General features: G+C 67.5%; 19 protein-coding genes. 14 read left to right on the top strand and 5 right to left on the bottom strand.

The annotated features are described in order from the left end of the window. Positions 1-47: 47 nt before the first annotated feature. From FHS02_RS03190 to FHS02_RS03175, 4 genes are all read left to right on the top strand, one after another. A complete protein-coding gene (locus FHS02_RS03190) occupies positions 48-1,403 on the top strand; it encodes an acetylxylan esterase (RefSeq protein WP_137312769.1) in 1,356 nt (451 codons plus the stop codon). Positions 1,404-1,449: 46 nt separating this feature from the next. Continuing rightward, positions 1,450-1,983 carry a hypothetical protein gene (locus tag FHS02_RS03185; RefSeq protein ID WP_137312768.1) on the top strand — a complete coding sequence of 178 codons (534 nt, stop codon included), beginning with the start codon at positions 1,450-1,452 and terminating at the stop codon, positions 1,981-1,983. Positions 1,984-2,136: 153 nt separating this feature from the next. Continuing rightward, on the top strand, positions 2,137-2,508 hold the full coding sequence (locus tag FHS02_RS03180) for a DUF2784 domain-containing protein (protein WP_137312767.1): 372 nt from the start codon (positions 2,137-2,139) through the stop codon (positions 2,506-2,508). A 52-nt stretch (positions 2,509-2,560) separates the two neighbouring features. Beyond that, the gene (locus FHS02_RS03175) at positions 2,561-3,727 is read left to right on the top strand and encodes a tyrosine-type recombinase/integrase (protein WP_137312766.1); all 1,167 of its coding nucleotides are present in this window, start codon (positions 2,561-2,563) and stop codon (positions 3,725-3,727) included. Between the two features lie 36 nt (positions 3,728-3,763). On the opposite strand, the gene FHS02_RS03170 is transcribed toward FHS02_RS03175, so the two are convergent. From FHS02_RS03170 to FHS02_RS03155, 4 genes are all read right to left on the bottom strand, one after another. Then, positions 3,764-4,561 carry a phosphate/phosphite/phosphonate ABC transporter substrate-binding protein gene (locus FHS02_RS03170; RefSeq protein WP_137312765.1) on the bottom strand — a complete coding sequence of 266 codons (798 nt, stop codon included), beginning with the start codon at positions 4,559-4,561 and terminating at the stop codon, positions 3,764-3,766. Beyond that, positions 4,530-5,531 (bottom strand): fatty acid desaturase, encoded by a 1,002-nt coding sequence (locus FHS02_RS03165; protein ID WP_137312764.1) that lies wholly within the window; start codon positions 5,529-5,531, stop codon positions 4,530-4,532. Before FHS02_RS03165 ends, FHS02_RS03170 begins: the two co-directional genes overlap by 32 nt. Positions 5,532-5,550: 19 nt before the next feature. Then, complete coding sequence (locus FHS02_RS03160) at positions 5,551-7,854, bottom strand: TonB-dependent receptor (RefSeq protein ID WP_175424721.1); 2,304 nt, start codon at positions 7,852-7,854, stop codon at positions 5,551-5,553. Positions 7,855-7,997: 143 nt separating this feature from the next. Next, on the bottom strand, positions 7,998-8,546 hold the full coding sequence (locus FHS02_RS03155) for a hypothetical protein (RefSeq protein ID WP_175424720.1): 549 nt from the start codon (positions 8,544-8,546) through the stop codon (positions 7,998-8,000). Between the two features lie 86 nt (positions 8,547-8,632). Between FHS02_RS03155 and FHS02_RS03150 the strand changes: the two genes are divergently transcribed. Together FHS02_RS03150 and FHS02_RS03145 are read left to right on the top strand one after the other, a co-directional pair. After that, positions 8,633-9,412, top strand: a complete 780-nt coding sequence (locus FHS02_RS03150) for a helix-turn-helix domain-containing protein (RefSeq protein WP_137312762.1) — start codon at positions 8,633-8,635, stop codon at positions 9,410-9,412. Positions 9,413-9,666: 254 nt separating this feature from the next. Then, positions 9,667-10,224: a DUF6624 domain-containing protein gene (locus FHS02_RS03145; protein WP_137312761.1), complete on the top strand. Its 558-nt coding sequence runs from the start codon at positions 9,667-9,669 to the stop codon at positions 10,222-10,224. Positions 10,225-10,226: 2 nt separating this feature from the next. On the opposite strand, the gene FHS02_RS03140 is transcribed toward FHS02_RS03145, so the two are convergent. After that, entirely contained in the window at positions 10,227-11,246 is a 1,020-nt protein-coding gene (locus FHS02_RS03140) for an AfsR/SARP family transcriptional regulator (protein WP_175424719.1), read from the bottom strand. Positions 11,247-11,490: 244 nt separating this feature from the next. Here FHS02_RS03140 and FHS02_RS03135 point away from each other — a divergent pair, with 244 nt between their 5' ends. From FHS02_RS03135 to FHS02_RS03100, 8 genes are all read left to right on the top strand, one after another. Beyond that, positions 11,491-12,129, top strand: a complete 639-nt coding sequence (locus FHS02_RS03135) for a Pvc16 family protein (protein ID WP_137312759.1) — start codon at positions 11,491-11,493, stop codon at positions 12,127-12,129. Then, positions 12,126-13,514 (top strand): hypothetical protein, encoded by a 1,389-nt coding sequence (locus FHS02_RS03130; protein WP_137312758.1) that lies wholly within the window; start codon positions 12,126-12,128, stop codon positions 13,512-13,514. Before FHS02_RS03135 ends, FHS02_RS03130 begins: the two co-directional genes overlap by 4 nt. Positions 13,515-13,531: 17 nt before the next feature. Beyond that, complete coding sequence (locus FHS02_RS03125) at positions 13,532-16,732, top strand: phage tail sheath C-terminal domain-containing protein (protein WP_137312757.1); 3,201 nt, start codon at positions 13,532-13,534, stop codon at positions 16,730-16,732. A 12-nt stretch (positions 16,733-16,744) separates the two neighbouring features. Next, positions 16,745-17,185 carry a phage tail protein gene (locus FHS02_RS03120; RefSeq protein WP_137312756.1) on the top strand — a complete coding sequence of 147 codons (441 nt, stop codon included), beginning with the start codon at positions 16,745-16,747 and terminating at the stop codon, positions 17,183-17,185. Between the two features lie 10 nt (positions 17,186-17,195). Next, on the top strand, positions 17,196-19,193 hold the full coding sequence (locus FHS02_RS03115; protein ID WP_137312755.1) for a phage tail sheath family protein: 1,998 nt from the start codon (positions 17,196-17,198) through the stop codon (positions 19,191-19,193). Continuing rightward, a complete protein-coding gene (locus FHS02_RS03110) occupies positions 19,193-19,747 on the top strand; it encodes a phage tail protein (protein WP_175424718.1) in 555 nt (184 codons plus the stop codon). The genes FHS02_RS03115 and FHS02_RS03110 overlap by 1 nt, the downstream gene beginning before the upstream one ends. A 56-nt stretch (positions 19,748-19,803) precedes the next feature. Continuing rightward, positions 19,804-20,001, top strand: a complete 198-nt coding sequence (locus tag FHS02_RS03105; protein ID WP_137312753.1) for a hypothetical protein — start codon at positions 19,804-19,806, stop codon at positions 19,999-20,001. Positions 20,002-20,161: 160 nt separating this feature from the next. Continuing rightward, a complete protein-coding gene (locus tag FHS02_RS03100) occupies positions 20,162-20,854 on the top strand; it encodes a CIS tube protein (protein WP_137312752.1) in 693 nt (230 codons plus the stop codon). Positions 20,855-20,876: the final 22 nt, after the last annotated feature.

Below are 20,876 nucleotides of genomic sequence, written 5' to 3'. Positions count from 1 at the left end.
GGAAATCCGTCCTAGGATTTGCCGTCATTTTCCATTCGTCCGCTCCCATGACCCTTCGTCCCCTGCGCCTGCTGGCAATTGCCGCACTGTTCGCCACCTCCCAGCTGGCATACCTGCCGGCCACCGCCGCGACCTCCGAAGTCCGCCTGCTGAATGCGGCCGCCGTTGCCGGCCCGCTTTCCGTCACGCTGGACCGCCCCGACTGGACCTACAAGACCGGCGACCGCGCTACCGCGCGCATCCGGCTGGACGTGCAGCCATATCCCGCCGAAGGCATCCCGGTGCGCTACCGCCTGGGTCCCGACATGCTGGAAGGCCCGGAACGCACGGTCGTCGTGCCGAAGGAAGGGCTGTCGCTGCCGATCCCGGCGCAGTCGCAACCCGGCTTCGTGCGCGTGCTCGTCGAAGCCAGCGTCGGCGGCAAGCCGGTGAAGGCCAGGGCCACCGCCGCTTTCAGCCCGCTGACCATCCGGCCAGTGCAAACGGAACCGGCCGATTTCGACGCTTTCTGGACGGCCCAGAAGGAACAGCTGGCCAAGGTCGATCCGCAGTGGACCCTGTCGCCGGCGCCTGATCTCTCCACCGCCACGGTGGACGTCTCGTACCTGCATTACCAGAACGTCGGCCAGGGCGGCCAGCCGTCGCGCATCTATGGCGTACTGGCCGTACCGCGCGCCGACGGCAAGTATCCTGCCGTGCTGCATGTGCCGGGTGCCGGCGTGCGCCCGTACAAAGGGGCCGTCGAGCTGGCGGAAAAGGGCGCGATCACGCTGCAGATCGGCATCCACGGTATTCCCGTCAACCTGCCGGACGAACTGTACGAGCAGTTGCGCAATGGTGCGCTGGAAAGCTACAACCGCTACAACCTCGACGACCGCGACAGCTACTACTACCGCCGCGTCTACCTTGGCGCGCTGCGCGGACTCGATTACCTGGTGCGGCATGCGAAGTGGGACGGCAGGACGCTCGTCACGCAGGGCGGCAGCCAGGGCGGCCAGCTGGCCATCGTCACCGCGGCGCTCGATCCACGCGTGACGGCCACCGTCGCCTCCTACCCCGCCTATGCCGACGTGACGGGCTACCTGAGCGGGCGTGCGGGTGGCTGGCCCGGGCTGTTCCGCAAGGACGACAACGGCAACGTCAAGGACCAGCCCATCGCGGCAAAGGTGAAAACCACCGGATACTACGACACTGTCAACTTCGCGAAACGCCTGCGGTCGCCCGTGCTGTTCTATGCGGGCTACAACGACCTGGTGACGCCGCCGACCTCCACGTTCGCCGTGTATAACGTGATCCCGTCGCCGCGCCAGATCGTGATCGAACCGGAACAGGCGCACCTGACTTCCGAAACGCATCAGGCGACGCAGCAGCAGTGGATACTGAAGCAGGGCGGCAAGCGGTGATGGACAGGCTATCCTGCGGCCGCGCCTCTATGACTGGCATCATTCGATGATCTCCCCGCAGCGCGCCATCGGCGTACTCTTCCTGGCGATACTTGGCGGATGCTCGGGGGACGCCGGGCAGGTCGTCGACCGCTACATGGAACAGTCGAGGCACCCGATCGACCGCTACATATCCCGGCTGCCCGCGGACACGGTGTCGCCGCTGCCGCGCTTCGACTGGCCGGCCGGCACGCTGCTGTGCCCCATGACGCCCTACCAGAGTTCGCTGCATACCGGCACGCCTGTGGCCGCGCGGGTCAACGCATTCCTGAAGCGCAAGCAATTCCTCGGAGACGAAGGGCACTGGTCGCTGGTGGTCGTCGCGCCGTCGTCCGCTGGCGGCGACGGGATCGGGCACCTTCTCTTCAAGCGGGGAAACTACGACGTAGTTGTTGGCGCGGAGATGCTCGCGCGGGCCGCGCCAACGCTGCCAGCCGGTTTCGTGCAGCAAGAGTGCGTACCCGCGGAGCACGGCCGCGTGCTGGTCGTGCGTGGCAAAGGGTCTCTGAAAACCGTTGCTTTCGGAGTCGAAGGGCACTGATCCTGCCTTCGCGCAGGCTTGCCAGGCGATTTCGATACACGGCGGAGCGTCCCTCAAGATCGCATTTGCACACGAAAGGCGGTAGCATCAAACTGGAGACTTCCGGGCCCCTCGGCCCAACGAGCTTCAACCGACCATTGCAGGTCCCGCTCCATGTTCTACGCAGTCGCCGCCACCGCCGTCCTGGCGATCCACCTCGCGTTCATCGCCTTCGTCCTGTTCGGCGGCCTGTTTGCGCTGCGCCGCCGCTGGATGGCCGCCGTTCACCTGCCGGCGGCGGCTTGGGGCTTCCTGGTTGAAGCCGCGGGCTTCGGCTGTCCGCTGACGTCGCTGGAAAACACGCTGCGCGAACGGGCCGGCATGGCCCGCTATGAAGGCGATTTCATCGAGCATTGCCTGCTTGCTGTGATTTACCCGGAAGGCCTGACACGTAATGTCCAGTTCGCACTCGCCGGTGCGGTGGTCCTCTTCAACGTGCTTGTCTACGCCTGGGTTTTCCGCCGGCGTCGATCGGGAACACCCTGAAAGCACTGTATGGAATACAGTACAATACTGTGTCTTTATACAGTATTCCGTGATGAGCAAATTCGCGCCTATCGACCTGCAACCGTTTACTTCCCGCCGCACCGGAGCCCTGGCCCTGCGCGACATCGATCCCGATGCGTGGCGCGACATCCCCGAGGATGCGATGACCGACGCCCGCACGGACAGCGAAATCGCCCGCGAATACATCAGCCACGGCGAACTGCGGCCGAAGTCGGTGGCCAACACGCAGAAGGAGTTGTACCGCTTTCTCACCTGGTGCCGCGAGGAAGCCGGCAAGTCGCTGCGCCAGCTGGGTGTCGCCGACCTGAATGCGTACAAGGATTTCCTGAAGTCGCCGCCGGCGGACTGGGTGTCGACCACCAAGTGGCCGCGCACCGACGAGCGCTATCGGCCGTTTTCCGGGCCGCTGTCCGATGCCAGCCGGCGCCAGGCGATGATTGCCGTGAAAGGGCTGCTGGCGTTTGCCGAGCAGACCGGCTACCTGCGCCGCGACCCGGGCGCGCTGGTGAAGAATGTGCGGACCGCGAGCGCCAGCCGCATCACGCGCTACCTCACGCAGGATGCCATCGGCCTGGCACTGGCCACCGTGGAGGCGCGCGAGGCGGAAACACCGGCGGCGCTGCGCCGGCGCGAGCGCGACCGCTTCCTGCTGGTCGCGTACGCGCATACGGGCGCCCGGCTGAACGAGATCGTCGGCGCATCGATGGGGGCGATCTACACCGAGGGCAATGGCCGCTGGTGGATCGACGTGGTCGGCAAGGGCAGCAAACCGCGCCGGCTGCCGGTGCCGCCGGACATGCTCGACGCCTTTCGCCGCTACCGCACCGCTTTCGGCCTGCTGCCGCAAACGGGGCGCACCGATGCCACGCCGCTGGTGCTGTCGAGCCGCGGCAAGGGATTGAACCGCATCACCGACGAAGCCGCGTCCGAAGCGCTGAAAGCCGTGTTCGCGGCGGCGGCCGGCGGCGCCACCGCGCGTGGCGACGGCGACACGGCAGCGCAATTGCGCCAGGCCTCCACGCACTGGCTGCGCCACAGCATGCTGACGAACCACGCCAATAACGGCGTGCAGCTGAAAACGCTGCAGGAAACGGCGGGGCACGCGAACATTTCCACTACCGCGGCCTACCTGCACAAGACCGACAATGAACGGCATGACGAGATCATGGCGTCGGTGGCCGGCAAGAATGTGCTGTAATCCAAGATTCGATACGTGCCTTGATGCGCCTCGCGATCAGCGCAGGGCCGGATATCCGAGGCTGGCCGCATGCTCTTCCAGGTGTCCGATCCTGGCGTAGTCCCGCTCGTCGCGATGGGCGAATCCACGTATGCGCAGCGGTGCCATCGCCTGGCGCAACCGGGAGCCGGGATCGAGCAGCACGGCGCGCAGGCGCCGCAGCACCGCGTCCGGCACGGACTTCCCGGCGATGAACGGCAGCCCCGGCGAGGCGGCCGTGAAACCGAGCGGCACGAGACCTTCTACACTTGCCGGATCTTCCTCGCGCAGGTAGGCCCACGTGACGCAATCGATCGACGCCACGTCCGCCGCGCTGTCGCGGACCAGGCGCACGCTGGCGGCGTGGCTGCCGGACCATTCCACGCGGCCGAAGAACCGGCCGTCCCGCGCCAGCGGTGCCACCGCATGCCGCAAGGCGTTCATGCCGCTGTTCGAATGCCGTTCGTTGACGGCGGCCACCCGGCCGCGCGCATCGTCCAGCGTGCGGATGCCGCCATCGCCGCGCACCACGAGCACGCTGGAGTAATCGCTGCCGTCGCAGCCGGGCACGTCGAAGGCCGGCGTGGCCACCAGCGTGGCATGGCCGCGCAGCGCATGCAGCCACGGATAGCCGCAGGTCTGCGCGAACAGCAGGTCGGGCCGCTGCCAGAAATCCAGCAGCGGCCCCGTGTCGTCGACCAGTTCGACCGCGCCGGTCACGCCGGCGTCGGCCAGCAGCGCTTCCAGCAGGGCATCGTAGCCCTGCCGCAGGCGCGGCGACACGTTATACATCGGCAGTGCGGCTTTCCAGGTCATCGTTCGTGGCGGGCATGTGGGGGTGGACCGGCGCATCCACCGGATGGAACGCATGGCGGCGCAGCAGCGCGCCATAGCCTTGCAGGTGGAAGCCGCCGCTGCGGGCGTTATATGCCGTGCGCCGCGCCCTGTACACGCGGGGCAGCAGGTACCACGGCAGCGACGGCAGGTCGTGGTGCACCAGGTGCAGGTTATTGTTCAGGAACAGCAGCCGCAGTACCGGTCCCGCCTCGTTCAGCACGATGCGCTGCTTGTGCTCCGCAACGGGCCGGTGCTCGTAATACGAGCGTACCATGGCCAGCGACTGGGCCGGGTAGGCGATCGCCAGCAGGTAATACAGCGGTGCGACGCCGAACCGGCTGTCGATCCACCACAGCAGCGCCGCCAGCATCGCGGCATGGGCGAGCCACATCGGCACGTAGCGCCAGTCGCCCCGCACGGGTTGACGCGCCGCTTCGGCCAGCATCGTCGCGATCGAGATCGCCGGGCCCACCACCAGGCGCCCCGCGAAGGTCTTGTTGAACCAGTACAGCCGGCGCAGCGGCGCGCTCATGCCGGCCCATGCGGCGGGCGCCACGTAATAGCTTTCCGTGTCCAGTGCCGGCAGCGTCAGGTGCGCGTCGACGTGGTGGCGCAGGTGGCTGTCCCGGTAAAGGCGGTACGGATACCACACCGCCAGCGGGGCCTGGCCGAACAGGCCGTTAAGCCAGGCCTTGCGCGTCGGGTGGCCGTGGATCAGCTCATGCTGCAGCGACATGTACCACGCGCACCACCAGATCATCAGCACCGTGCCGAGGGGCGCGCCCAGGTCTTGCCAGTGCGCCAGCGTCGCATACCAGCCGCCGTAGATGCCGGCGATCAGCAGCCACGTGGGCCATTCGGCCGTCCATAGCGGGCGCGCCCGCTCCGCCGCCACCTGGCGCCGCTGGAGCTCGTCCAGGTATTCGGCACGGTTCGGGCTGGCGGTCATGGTCGTCCTCGGGTCGGCCTTAGAAGCGCGCGCTCACGCGCAGGCCCACAGTGCGCGGCCGCACCAGGTACAGCGTATTGCCCGGCTGGATGGCGATGGTGTTCGGCGTCACGTCGCTGACCTTCGCGCCATTCGTCAGGTTGGTGCCGAACAGGCCCACCTCATAGCCTCGCGTGCGCCAGGTCAGCGTGGCGTTCACTGTGTTCGACGACGGTATCTCCGCGTAATTGCCCTGTTCGCGCGCGAAGTTCGTGTAAGCCTCGCCGCGGTGCGCATAGCTGGCCGCGATGCCGATTTCATCGTTGTTCGGCAGCGGGATGCTGTAGCTGGCCGTGGCGCTGGCGGCGAACTTCGGCGCATACGGTACGCGTGCCCCGGCCGGGATATTCTGCGCGGCGATGCCGGTCTGCACGGTATCGGTGGCCGTCGCGTGGTTCAGCGAGGCGTTGATGCCGACCGAGGCGCGCCGCGTGATCTTCAGCAGGCTTTCCAGTTCCAGTCCAAGGCTGCGGATCTTGCCGGCGTTCTGCGTGAAGTAGTAGGTGCAGGGCAGGCGGTTGAAGACCTGCACGTCGTCCCAGTCGATGCGGTAGGCGCTGGCGTTGAACGTCATGCGGCGGTCGAACAGCGTGTTCTTCGAACCGACTTCGAAGTTCCACAGCGTGTCCGGCTCGAACGTGGCAGGGGCGTTGATGCCGCAGAAGTTGAACGGCACCGGCTGGTTGTTGCCGCCGTAGCGGAAGCCTTTGCCGGCCGATGCGTACAGCGTGTGATCCGGATCGACGCGCCAGGCTGCCGCGAAACGGGGATTGGCGCCTCGTGCGGTGGCGCTGCTGCTGGCGAGCGCCGGAACGCCCGTCGGCACCGCCGGCGTAGCCGTGGCCAGGTTGCCGAACAGGCCGGTGAAGCGCAGGTCGAAGTCCTGCGTGCCACGGAACAGGCGCAGGCCCGCCGTCAGGTCCAGGCGGTCCCACAGCGTATAGGTGGCTTCGGCGAACAGGGCGGCCTGGCGCGAATCGATGTACTGCCGGCCGCTGAAGTAATTGTCCGCCGTCGTCGCCAGGTCGTTGACCTGCGAATCGTAGCCGGGGAAGTTGCGCGTGGCGGCGTAGCGCGCGTCGAATCCCGTGGTGGGCTGGTCCTGCAGCGTATCGCGCGAACCCTTCTCGAAGAAGGCGCCCACGGTCCATTTCAATGGGCCGCCGTCCTGCGAATGCAGGCGGAACTCCTGCGCGAAATCCGTCAGCTTGTTGGCGATCGTGTACGCAGACTGCATCAGCGGCGCCTGTCCGCCGAAGATGAAGGCGGTGGCCGGATACTGGGCCGACGTGACGTACAGCGTATCGCGGTGCAGGTATGAAGTGGACGACACCAGCTTCGCCTTGCCCAGCTCGTAGTTGACGGTCAGGTTGTACAGCTGCAGCTTGTCGTTGCCCACTTCGGGCAGCAGCGCGATCGTGGTGTAGGGCGCCAGGTCCGCATACGCATCGTTGATGCCGCCCTTGATGTTGGAGGCGGTGACACTGGCGTCCACCAGCAGGTCGCGGCTGGCCTGCAGGCGCAGCGCGGCGCGGCCCTGGTTGGTGGACACGCCATTCGTCGTGCGCCCGGTGAGCTGGTTGCGGATGTAGCCGGAATCCTTGCCCGTATAGCCGGTCAGGCGCAGCGCCAGCGCATCGTTCTTCAGCGGCAGGTTCACGCTGCCGCGCACATTGTGGTTGCCGCCGCCGAAACCGGAGGTACGCGAGCCTACCGCCTCGACGGAGCCGAACAGGTCGTTGAACTCGGGCTTTTTCGTGATCTGCCTTACCGTGCCTGCCATGGAGCCGGCACCGAACAGCGTGCCCTGCGGGCCTTGCAATACCTCGATGCGTTCCAGGTCCAGCACCTTCAGGTCGGGATTGGCCGACTTCAGCGTGACCGGCATCTCGTCGATGTAGACCGCCACCAGCGACGCATCCTGCACTTCCGACGGCACGATGCCGCGCACCACCAGGCCGCGCATCGTGATGTTGTTGACGCCGGTGGCCTGCTGCTGCACCGACATCGCCGGCACCAGGTCGGCGATGTCGTTCAGGTTGCCCAGGCCATACTTGCCGAGCGCTTCCGGCTTGATCACGGTGATCGCGGCGGGCACCCGCTGCACATCCACGGCGCCGGTGCGCGTGGCGGTCACTTCGACCCGTTCGATCTGTTCGGTCTGCGCCGCCTGCGGCTCGGGATCGGCGCCGCCCGCGATGGCGGATGGCATGGCGACTGCGCCGGCGCATGCCTGGGCCAAGGCCAGCGCCAGCGTGCGGGAACCCAACAGATGCTGCTTCATTCTCTTCCTTATGCTTTTTTCAGTGGTGGCGATGCTCGCCTTCAATGGAAAAAGTATAAGGACAGGAAAAGGCCGTGAATACGAAGATTTACGTGCCAGCTTATGCGGAAAACCGCTTTGCGGACCCGCTGCTTTACATTCCCTTATGCCAGCGCCAGCATGCCGCCGACGATCGCCGTCCCCATGAGCAGGCCCACTGTTCCGGCCGCAAGCGTGACCGTGCGGGCCCGCGCGCCGGCATGGCGCGAGACGCCGAGCCCGACATGAAAGCAGACGGCGAGCACGGCCAGGAAATAATAGGGCGCGAAAAACGCGATGGACGGCCAGCTGCGCAAGCCGGCCGCGGCGAAGCGGATATCGGTATCGAGTCCCATGCCGAGGCGGCCCCACAGTACCGCGGTTACGTGCACGAGCAGGAAGAACAGCAGATAATAGCCGCTGATCCGGGCCGGCAGGGCACCGCCGCGCCGGGCCAGTGCCGCGCCGCCGAGCAACTGGAGCAGCACGGCCAGCAGCAGCACCGCTTCGACGGCGGGTTGCCGATACACTTGCCGGAATCGGTCCATGAAGCCGAACGCCAAGGCCGGATCGATGGCCAGCAAAACATGATTCACCAGATGAAGACAAATGAACGCGGCAAGCACCGCACCGGTGCCACGGTGCAGCAGGAGGATGGCGGATTGAGGGGACATGGGGCAGGCTCATTCGAACGGGATGGCGGCATCGTATGACGCCGCGCGCCCCCGGTCTTGAACGATTCCGACATGCCGATACCGGCGTGTCCTTGCCAGCAACCGGCCCCGGCGGCGCGGTGCGTGCCTACTTCTGGCGCGACACGGGAGCCGGCTCGCCGGCCCACCTGAACCGCTTCCCGGCGGCGCCGTACTGCACGGTGACATGGTTCCTGCTTGGTACGGTCCACGATGGCCAGTCGGCCGCCGCGCCGGCGCTCGATGCGATCGTGGTCGGCGGGCCGTTCACGCGTCCGGCAACCACATTCAGCGCCGGGCGGGTCCGCGCGTTCACGGTGGTCTTCTTTCCCGATGCATTCGCCCGCCTGACCGGGCTGGCGCCAGCCGGTTTCGCCGACCGCCTGGTCCCCGCCCGCGACGTCCTCCCCGCATCGTTGATGCCGCTGCTGGACGAGGTGGCCGCCGCCGCTGGCGATGCCGAACGGATCGCGCAGGTGGATGCCTTCCTGGCGAGACGCGGCCACGCCGGCGCCGCGTCCGCCGCTCCGTGGCTGCGGCGCCTGCTCCATTCGGTGGGCATCGACCGGCTGTGCGAGCGCCAGGTCGAACGGCGCATCCGCGAGGCGACCGGCCAGTCGTTGCGGACCCTGCGTGGTGCGGAGCGGTTTGAGACGGCGCTGCTCGATGCCCGCGCCGCCGCCGAGGGCGGCACGCTGCACTGGGCCAGCCTGGCCAGCGCCGGCGGCTTTTCCGACCAGCCCCATCTCTCCCGCGAATGGCGCAAGCTGTCGGGCACGTCGCCGGCCGACCTGATCGAGCGGCAGGCGCGCGACGAGAGCTACTGGCTGTATCGCTGCTGGAAGTAGGACTATCGAGACGAAATTCAGTCGAGACGAAATTCAGTCGAGACGAAATTCAGAGTAATGCAATGAATATGCCTGAGATTGCACAGCGATGCATATTTACTCGCATGCAGCATCGATCAATTACACTCTCTTAAACGGGACAGGTCATTGACAGCGTCGCATCTTTTAAACCCATTCATGTCGTGCCGGCCATCTGAACCAACGTATTCAATTTTATATCGGTAAATACCATGCTGATGAGAGCTTTAGGACCCGTGGCAATCGGCCTCTTTTGTTTTGTCCCAGCAGCACATGCCGACGAATGCGAAGGCTCGGCACTTGCGTCGATTTACAGTCGCATGCTGAGCGATGACCAGGCATTGCGCGGCCGGTATATCGAGATTCTGGAACGAGAAAACGCCAAGGTCAGCGTTGACGCGGCTGAGAAGGCGAAAATCGAGGATTTGATTTTGGCTGGTGACTTTAAAAATCAGGAAGAACTCGACCGCTTGATCAAACTATGCGGCTGGCCGAATAGTATCGACAACGGGAAAGCCGTGCGCTCAGCATATTTCATTATCCAGCACGCGCCTCTTCCTTATCAGTTGAAGTATCTTCCCGTTGTGCGTGGAGCAAACAAGCGTGGCGAAATTTCAAACGAAAAACTTGCTTCCCTAGAAGATCGCATTCTAGTGAGGCAAGGCAGAGGGCAACGATATGGCACCGAGTTCCAACATGGCAGTAATAAGATCTTTCCAATCCACGACAGCAAAAACGTGAACAAGAGACGAAAAGAGATCGGGCTGCCGCCGTTAAGCGGTTTCCCGCGCTGACCTCAGCCCGGCCCGTCGCCACGCGCCATTTCCTGGCGCAGGCGAGCCTCGATGCGCGCCAGCGTCGACTGCACGCGGGCCAGGTGGTCGGCCAGCGCGGGCAGGCGGGCGGAAGGCTCGCCACGCCAGTCGGCGCCGAGGAGGGAGTCTGTCAACGGCGCGGGTAACGACGCTGCCAGCGGCGCGCCCGGCGGTGCGCCCAGCGCGTCGCCGAGGGAGGCCAGCTCGCTCCACGGGCTGTCGCTGCGGCCTTCGCGGATCGACTCGTGCAGCGCCCGCGTGGCTTGCGAGGGCCGCACGCCCAGTTCCTGCATCAGCAGCCGTTCGCAGCAGCCATAGGCGCGCAGCGCCTCGGTGCGATTGCCGGACAGCAGGTGCAGCCGCATCAGGTGGCAATGCACCTGTTCGCGTGCCGGATCGGCCACCAGCATGCGGCGCGCATACGCCAGGCCGCGCTCGCTGTCGTGGCGGGCCACGCAGCCGGTCACCAGCTTGTCGAGCGCATCGAGCAATTCGTTCTGCAGCCGCTCGCGCTCGGCCAGGCACCAGCCCTGTTCCCAGCCTTCCAGCAGGTCGCCGCGGTACAGCTGGACAGCGTCCTCCAGCGTTTGCCGCTGGGTCGCATCCAGCTCCGGCCCGGCGATGCCATGGCAACAGTGGATTGCCGCTTCGAAGTGCCGCACGTCCACCTGCAGGCAGCCGCAGGTATGCAGCTGGATCCAGTGCGGATCCACTTCCAGCGCGAATGGCCCGTTGCCGTCGTGTTCGCGCTGCAGGACCGCCTGGATCTGCCACAAGGCCTGCCGCAGGTGCTTGCGGGCCTGGTCCAGCGGCGTGTCTTCCCACAGCAGGTCGGCCAGCCGTTCGCGCCGGTGGGCACGGTCGGGGTACAGCAACAGGTAACCGAGTACTTCGCGCGCGCGCCGGGCGCCGAGCCCGACCGGAGATTGCCCTTCGCTGCCGATTTGCCCCTGCCTACTGACACTGAAACGACCGAAAAGCCTGACAGTCAACGTGCTCATGGCGTGCTCCCTCGGGTACCTGGGGAAGACCCGATTGTCCGCCCATTTAGAGCGGAAAGGTACATTCCGGCGCATTGGAGGCAAAAGCGCAACAGCAAGGCGACAGGCTACCGGCAAACCCGGACCTGCCGGGAGCCGAGACACCGCCGAGACGCCGCGTAGTCGCCGGGGAGACAGGCAGGTTCTATAACGAAGCACGGCCGGCGTCACCGCCGCGTGAATTACCCACAAGAAAGCACAGGCCATGTACCAGTCGGTGTTAGCCACCAGCAAGACCCTGCAGCACTACCTGGAAACGCAGATCGTCGCCGATCCCTTCCTCGGCGGCAGCGGTCCCGGCGCTGGCCCGTTTACGGCGCGCGGCATGAAAGTGTCGCTGCGCACGCCGAAGGAAATGGAAACGCTGGAAGAGGGCCTGTCGCTGTGGCTGTACCGGGTGGTGGTCGACGACCAGTCGCTGAACGACCCGCCGCGCTGGATCAGCGCCACGCAGATGCAGGACCGGCCGCTGCCGCTGCGGCTGCACTACCTGGTAACGCCACTGACCAGCCGCGACAACGACGGCGATCCGGAAACCGAGCAATACCTGTTGGGCAAGGTACTGCAGCTGTTCCACAGCAAGCCGTGCTTCCGCGGTGCCGACCTGCGGGAACAGCTGACCGGCACCGATACCCAGCTGACGGTCCGGCTGGAAACCATGGGCCTGGAAGAGATCACCCGCGTGTGGGATGCGCTGGAAGGCTCGTATCAGTTGTCGGTATCGTATGAAGTCAGTACCGTCCATATCGACAGCGGCTTGCAGCCGGTCGCAGGGCGGCGCGTCAAGGTGGCGCTGCCGGAATATGGCGTCATCGCGCGCGACGAAGCCGGGAGCGCGGCATGACCCGCCAGACCGTCATCGTCAACGGCGTGTCGTGGCTGTTCTCGCCCGACGACCGGCGTGCCGAGGCGGAGCGCGACTGGGCAGTGGTCACCGGCCAGGTGCTCGATGAACTCACCGGCCAGGCGCCGCGCACGCCCGTGCATGTGATGCCGCGCCAGCATGGCCTGCTCGTGCGCATCGATGCCGATGGCCATTTTGCGCTGGTGGCACGGCCGTGGCACCGCTTCCCGCCGCTTGCCGCGCCCGCTTATGCGCTGGTCCTCGACGTCCATGCCGAAGGCTTCCTGCCGTACACGCGCGAGCTCGCGCTGCCCAGCGGACAATTGCCGCTGACCGCCGCCGCGGCCGCCACCACGCGCGTGCTGACGCTGGCGTCCACCGCCGGCCTGTTCGCCGGCCAGCTGCTGCTGGTCGGCCCGGCCGGAGCAAACGCCGAGCGCTGCACGATCGCCAGCCTGGGCCCGGCGGCTGGCCAGCTGACGCTGGCGGCGGACCTGGTCCATCCCCATGCCATCGGCGACCCGGTCGTCGCCGATGCCTTCGAGCCGCTCGAACTCGGCGCGCTGCCGCTGCACCGGCGTCCCATCGCCATCCGCGGCCGCACCGTGGCACGCGCGGCGGGCGGCACGGTGCCGGTCGCCAACGCCACGGTGCGGGTCAGCCGGATCTGGCGCACCACGGCCGACGTACGCAATCACTTGCCGCCCGTGCCCGCCAGCATGGCCGGCATGGCGCCGGGCCTGTACGCCGAACGTGCCGCGACCACCGCCGTGACGCCCATCGCGCCAGCGATGCCGGCCGGCGAGGAGAAGCTGGCGACGGCGCCAGTTTCCGCCGGTGCCGGCGCGATTGCCCTGACCGACAGCGTCAATCTCGTTGCCGGCACCAGCGTGCTGGCCATCGATCCGGCCGATCCGGCGCGGCACGAGCGCATCGCGGTGACCGCGCTGGCCCCCGCATTCACCCCCGCCGAACCGGTAACGGCCACGCTGCGCTATCCGTTGCGGAACGCCCATGCGCTGGGAGCGGTGGCCACGCGCATCGCCCCGGGCGGCCCGGTCGGCGCCGCCAAGCAGCTGGCGGACAGCGCACTGCCGGGCGACCAGCTGGTGTTCCTCGACGATGCCGCGTTGCCGGCCCTGGCCGGCACGGTGCGCATCGGAGCGGGCGCCAGCGCCGAATTCCAGCAATACGCGCTGTTCGACGTGACCAGCGATGCCGGCGGCTATTACCGCCTGCCGCCGCTGCACCGCATCGCGCAGGTCGAAGTGGAGGCCGGCGCCGCCGGCCATCCGGACATCAGCGTGGCGAACAACAACGCGATCGTTTTTCAACCCGGCTACGGCAGCGAGGAAACGTGGCTGGACGTGGTCTTTGACAGCTGAGCCGAAGGAGGCACCCGATGCCTGAATATCTATCGCCCGCCGTATATGTCGAGGAGATCGACACGGGATCCAAGCCCATCGAGGGCGTGAGCACCAGCACGGCCGGCATGGTCGGCATGACCGAGCGGGGCCCGGTCGACGTGCCGGTCCTGCTCACCAGCTACGGCGACTACACGCGCTGGTTCGGCGAGCGGCTCGACCCGCTGGTGTTCCCCGGCGCGCGCTGCTTCCTGCCACACGCGGTGGAAGGGTTCTTCACCAATGGCGGCAAGCGCCTGTACGTGGTGCGCGTGCTCGATATGGATGCCGCGGAATTCGCCGAGAGCCGGCTGTTCGACCGCGACGCCATCGTCGGCGCCTCGACCCGGCTGATCGCGGCGGCAGGTACCGCGCCTGCCACGGCCACGATCTACGTGATCGACGATGCGGGGCTGGGCGTGACCGTGCCGCCCACCTGGGTGCAGGTCGGCGACGGTTCGACGGCGGAATTCCGCACGGTGGTGGCGGCGGCCGGGGTCGACAACGACGTCGCGCTGCGCCTGCCGCTGTCGTTCTCCTACGACCACGCCGGTTCGGCCGTCAGCATCGACCACATCGCCGCGTTCGGCGCGGTGGTCGACACACCCACGCTGGATAATCCCGTGGTTCCAGGCGCGCTCGCGCTGTCCATCAGCGGCGCCGGCGCGATCGTGGCCGGCACCGTGCTGCGGCTGGGCACCGTGGCCGCCGGCGACGACGAATACGTGATCGCCGACAGCGTGGCCGGCGGTGCGCCGCCGGCGGCCCGCACGGTCACGCTGCGCACGCCCGCATTGCTGCCGCACGCGGCCGGCGGCGCCACCCTCGACATCCTGCCCGACCCGCTGCCGGCGGCACTGCCTTACGGCGCCGCACCGGTGCCGCCCGCGGTGGGCGCGGACCGTACCGTGCTGGCGGCCGGCTTCGAACGTGTCGCGGCCGGCAGCAGCCTGCTGTTCCTCGGCGCCCCCGCACCCTACGCGGCCGGCTTCGTGCTGGTCAGCGACGGCACCCATGCCGAAGTGCGCGCCGTCGGCAGCCTGGGCAGCCTGGTGCTGGCCGTGCCGGCATATGCCGACCACCCGGCCGGCACGATCGTCGAAGCCGTCACCCTGGCCGACGATGGCGGCAGCGCCGTCAAGCACCTGAGCGCCGACGTGGCGGATGGCGCGGCCGTGCTCGATGTCGACGACCGCGACGGCCTGGCGCCCGGATCGGTCCTGCGAATCGGCCTGGCCGCCGATCCGCAGCGCGAATACGCCACCGTCATCGACCTGCCGAATCCGCAGGCATCGCCGAATCCCGGCAGGGTGGTCCTGTCGGCGCCGCTGCGCTTCGGAAAGACCGCACCGTCGGAAGTGCAGTTGCAACTCGCCCCCGCGGCGGCCGCGCCGGGCGCCACGGCGCTGGTCTTGCCGGGCACGCGTGGCGCCAGCGAACTGCTGGTGGGCTCGCGCACCGGCTTTACGCCGGCAACCGCGATCCGCGTGGGCGGCATCGAGGGTTCCTATCACACGCTGACGGCGGTAAATGCCGTGAATGCGGCGCCGGTCACGCTGGATTCCGCGCTGCTGCTGCCGCACGCGGCCGGCGAACCGGTGGTGGCGCGCACGCCGCTGCTGACCGTACGCGCGCTGGACGAAGGCGGCTGGGGCAACCGGCTGCGCGTGGCGGTGCGCGACAGCGATCCGGCGCTGGTCTCGGGCCGCATCCGCACCATTCAGGACGGCACCCACCTGCGCCTCGATTCCGTCAACGGCGTCGAACCGGGCACCGTGCTGCAGCGGGTCGACGCGGCCGGCACGGTGCTGTCGGCGCACAAGGTGATCCGCCTCGACCGGCAGAGCGACTACCTGATCACGCTGGACGTGGCAACGCCGCTGCCCGGTGCCGCCGCGGCCGGCGACCTGGTGCGGTCGCAGGAATTCCAGATCGACGTTTACCTGTTGCGCCAGCCCGATCCCGCCGTGCCCACGCGCAGCGAGAACGTGCTGATGAGCGAAAGCTTCCAGCAGCTGTCGATGGATCCGCGCCACAGCCGCTACGTGCACAAGGCGATCGGCACCACGTGGACGCTGGGCGCCTTCCCGCCCGTCGACGACGACGGGCAGCCGCTGCGCAAGAGCGACCGCCGCGCGGAGGGCCGCTCGTGGCTGGTCCGCGTGCGCGACCTGGAAACCGATCCGGCCGTGCAGCGGCAGATCCGCTTCGGGCCCGCGCCGCTGGTCGATACGCTGATCACCGGTGCCACCCGGCCGGCACGGCTGCCGCTGCTGGGCGGCGACGACGCGGCCGGCTCGGTCACCGACGATATCTATGCGGGCGACGACCATATCGAGCCGGAACTGCGCACCGGCCTGCAATCGCTGCGCAATGAAGAGGGCATCAGCATCGTCGCCATCCCCGGCCGTACCGGCAACGCGCTGCAGCAGAACCTGATCGCCCACTGCGAACTGATGCAATACCGCTTCGCCGTGCTGGACGGCCCGCTGCCGCCGAACGACACGCTGGCGGACGTGCAGGCGCTGCGCCAGCGCTACGACACCAAGTATGCCGCGCTGTACCACCCGTGGCTGGTGGTGCCGGAACCGTTCCCCGCGCACCTGGACAAGGTGGCCGACTACCCGATCCCGCCCAGCGGCCACATCGTCGGCGTGTTTGCCCGCACCGACATCGAACGAGGCGTGCACAAGGCCCCCGCCAACGAGGTGGTGCGCGGCATCACCGGGCTGCAGCGGCGGCTGAACAAGGGCGAGCAGGACATCCTCAACCCGTATCCGCAGAACATCAACGTGATCCGCGATTTCCGCAACGAGAGCCGCGGCATCCGCGTCTACGGCGGGCGGGTCATCACCAGCGACCCGGACTGGAAGTATGTCAACGTGCGGCGGCTGATGATCTTCATCGAATCGTCGGTCAACCGGGGGCTGCAGTGGGTCGTGTTCGAACCGAACGACGACCGGCTGTGGGCGCGGGTGCGCCGCTCGATCAGCAATTTCCTCACCGACGTGTGGCGCAGCGGCGGGCTGGAAGGCACCAAGGTCGAGGAAGCATATTTCGTGCGCTGCGACCGCACGACGATGACCCAGACCGACATCGACAACGGCCGGCTGATCTGCATGGTCGGCATCGCTCCCGTCAAGCCGGCCGAGTTCGTCATCATCCGCATCGGCCTGTGGACGTCGCACGGCGAGGAATAAGGGGAACCCATCATGGCTACCGGAGAACGCAGGGACCCTTACCGGTCATTCAATTTCATCATGGAGATCGACGGCATCCCGCTGGGCGCGTTCAGCGAGGTGAGCGGGCTGACGTCGGAAGGCGATTCGGTCGATTACCGCGAAGGCACCGACCGGAAGAACCACGTGCGCAAGCTGGTGGGGCTGCGCAAGAGCGCCAACATCAGCCTGAAGCGCGGCTACACGCAGGACAAATCGCTGTGGCAGTGGTACGGCAACATCGTCAACGGGGTGCCGGACCGGCGCAATGTGACGATCGTGCTGCTCAACGAAGCGCGCGAGCCGGTGCTGCGCTGGCATGCCGAGAACGCGTGGCCGAACAAGATCGAAGGCCCGTCGTTCAAGGCCAGCGGCAGCGAGGTGGCGATGGAATCGGTGGAACTGATCCACGAAGGCCTCACCATCGACGTCTAGGAGAACAGTGATGGCCGCGAGCTACAGCACCCCGGGAGTCTATTACGAGCGCGTCGATGCCGGTGCACCGCCGGTGTCGCCGCTGCGTTCGGACATCCCGGCGCTGCTCGGCATCGCCCGGCGCGGCCCGCTGCAGCGCCCTGTGCCGATCGACTCGTGGAAGCAGTTCGTGGCCTACTTCGGCGACGTCACCGGGGCCGGCTATTTGGCCTATGCGGCGCGCGCGTTCTTTGAAAACGGCGGGCGGCGCTGCTGGATCGTGCGGCTGGCGTCGGACGCGGCAGCCACCGCGTCGCTCTACCTGACCGCCGGCACCGTGCCGGTGTGGCGGATCGCGGCCACCAGCCAGGGTGTGTGGGGCAACGCGCTTTCCGTGTCGCTGCGGCAGACCCACCGGGGGCAGGCAGTGGCCGACCCGGCGCTGTGCCAGCCCGAGTACGCGGTGGTCAGTTCCGTCAGCGGCTTCGAGCGCGGCACCCAGGTGCGCATCCGCGTGGCAGCCGGAACGTTTGCGCAGCGCCTGGTCAGTGCCGTCGATGCGCAGAGCAGGCGGCTGTACTGGGTCAATCCGGAGCCGCGGCTGCGTTTTCCCGAGGAAGCCGCGCTGACCGGCTACGACCCGATGGCGCCACTGCTGATTGAAAGCATCGACTTCACGCTGCTGGTGCGCGACGGCACCCGGGTGGCCGACACCGTCGAAGGCCTGTCGCCGTCGCGCCGCCATCCGCGCTATGCCCCGCGCGAACTGGCCGGCATCCCGGTCTGGGAACCGGGTTCGCCGAACTGGCGTCTGCCGCAGACGCCGCCGCTGATCCAGGTCGACGAACTGCGCGGCGAGTCGTCATTGCTGGCGCTGACGCTGTTCGACGAGCCCGATGGCGCGTGGCTGGCGCTGCATGGCGGCCTGGATGGCCTGTCGACGCTCGCGGTGGGCGATTTCACCGGCGAAGCCGCCGACCCGCTGGCCAGCGATGCCGAGGCGGCGCGCCGCCGGCGCGGACTGGCATGCCTGGACGCGGTCGACGAAGTGGGCATCGTGGCGGTACCGGACATCCACATCCGGCCATTGCCGAATCCGGAACGCCGGCCCCTGCCACCGTGCGTGCCGGATCTCTGCCTGCCCGCGCCCGAGCCCGGGCCCGCCGCGCCGCCGCCGGAACCGGTAGGCGACCTGCCGCCCGGTTTCGACGAGGGGCAGATCCACGCGGTGCAGGCGGCCATGGTGGCCCACTGCGAAGCGCTGCGCTACCGCATCGCCTTGCTCGACCCGCCGCTGGCGGCGGCCAGCGACGCGCGCCTCGGCATCGCCGCCATTCGCGCCTGGCGCAAGCGCTTCGATTCGAAGTACGCGGCGCTGCATTTTCCATGGCTGCGCGTGGCGGACCCGCTGCGCCTGGGCGGCAGCGTGCTGCGCGCGATCCCGCCATCGGGCCATGTCGCCGGATTCTGCGCGCATTGCGACTGGAGCGTGGGCGTGCACAAGGCGCCGGCCAACGGCATGCTGAACTGGGTGCAGGACCTGACGCTGGACCTCGACGATACGTCCCACGGCCTGCTGAACGACGAAGGCGTGAACGTGATCCGCGCCTTTCCCGGCCGCGGCATCCGCATCTTCGGCGCGCGCACGGTGTCGTCGGACCCCGACTGGCGCTACCTGAACGTGCGGCGCCTCTTGATCATGATCGAGAAAAGCCTCGGCGTCGCGTCGCAGTGGGCCGTGTTCGAACCGAACGATTTCCGCACGCGCGCCAAGCTGCACCTGGCATTCACGGGCTTCCTGATGGCGCTGTGGCAGCGCGGCGCGCTGGCCGGCACGGTGCCGGCCGAGGCGTTTTTTGTCAAATGCAACGATGCGAACAACCCGCCGGACGCGCGGGCGCGCGGCGAACTGCTGGCCGAGATCGGTGTCGCGCCGGCGAAACCGTTCGAGTTCGTCGTGCTGCGCGTGGGCCGCGGCGACAACCAGTTCGAGATCAGCGAAGCGGCCGTCATCGAAGGAGTGAGCTGATGTCCCTGCTGTCCGACACGGGCGCGCGGCACGATCCGCCGCTTAACCACAACTTCATGATCAGCCTGATCGATACGTCGTCGCCGCTGGCCGCCATCGGCTCGCTTGCGCTGTCGGCCGTGCTGGACGTGCTGGTCGGCGGCTTCACCGAATGCAGCGGCCTGGAAATGTCGATGACGCCGGAAGAGTACAAAGAGGGCGGGCGCAATGGCGCCGTACTGAAATTCCCGTCGCGCGTCACCTGGTCCAACCTGACATTGCGCAAGGGCGTCGGCATCGGTACCTCGCTGTGGGACTGGCATTACGGTTTTGTGGCCGGCAAGGGAAAGCGGCGCGACGGCGTCATCGTGCTGCTCGACGCCACCGGCCTGCCGGCGGCGATGTGGTACTTCAGCCGCGGCCTGCCGATCAAGTACAGCGGTCCGGCACTGAACGCCACGCAGAACAACGTGGCGATCGAATCGATCGAGGTGGCCCACGAGGGGCTGTACCAGGTGCCGGGAATCGGCATCGCCGGCGGCGCGGCGGCGCTGATCGGCGGGCTGGTCAGCTAGGCCGGCCAGGGCATTGCACGGAAGAGCGGCACGGGAGAGCGGCACAGGAGAGCAAGATGCGGGTGGAAATCGGCGAAGTACACAGCTCGGTACAGATGATGGAAAGCGACAGTCTGCTCGACGCGGCCACGCTGCAGAAGATCGTGCAGGCGGTCATGCAGGCGCTCGACGAGCGCGAGCTGCACGACGGGCGGGCGGCGCTGGAACGGGGCGTATCCGGCGGCATTGGAAGGGAGAGGCAGCGGGGTGAGTGACGGGAAGACCAGCATTTTGCCAGAGGTCGCCGATACCGGCAGATCAGCAGGGGTCTGTCCCCGGTAAGTGATAGCGGCTGTCCCGGTTGTTGCCGGTTCGAGGGGACTGACCCCGGTTCTAAGGCACCTACAGCCGGAAAAGTAGAGGGAGGATCGCACCATGCAGCAACTGCAGAAAGCCATGCTGGTCGCCGAATACGATGCGGGGCTCGATTTCATCGAGGTGCAGTACAACCCCGGCGAATTCAGCCTGGAAAAGGGCGCGCAGATCGCCGAGGTGGCGATCCCCGGCATCGATTCGCCGGTGCTGCAGTTCGTCCGCGGCCAGACCGAGAAGCTGACCGTCGAACTGTTCTTCGACACCACCGAGCAGGGCATGGGCAGCGGGGCGACCAGCGTCACCACGCTGACGGATCCGGTGTACTCGATGGTGAAGATCGAACCGGCGCGCCACGCGCCGCCGATCGTCAGCTTCGTGTGGAACACGGCTTTCCCGGGCGCGCACATGTCCAGCTTTTCCGGCAACCAGGGGCGCAACGAGTTCCGCGGGCTGGTGGAAAGCGTGCGCCAGAAGTTCACGCTGTTCAGTCCCGAGGGCGTGCCGCTGCGCGCCACGCTGACGCTGACGCTGCGCGAATACAAGACGCTCGACGAACAGCTGCACCAGCTGAACCTCAGTTCGCCGGACCGCACGCACGGCCATGTGGTGCAGCAGGGAGAGACACTCGCCGCGATCGCACGGCGCTACTACGGCCGCGCCACGGACTGGCGCGGCATTGCCGAAGGCAACGGCATCGAGGACCCGCGCCGGCTGCGGCCGGGTACCGTGCTTGCCGTGCCCACGCTGCGCTGACCCCGACCGTAACGGCACTGGA

It is taken from the genome of Pseudoduganella umbonata, assembly GCF_014192225.1.
Taxonomy (GTDB): domain Bacteria; phylum Pseudomonadota; class Gammaproteobacteria; order Burkholderiales; family Burkholderiaceae_D; genus Rugamonas; species Rugamonas umbonata.
The sequence above is the reverse complement of the archived record's forward strand: the minus strand, read 5'-3'. Positions and strand labels throughout refer to the sequence as shown.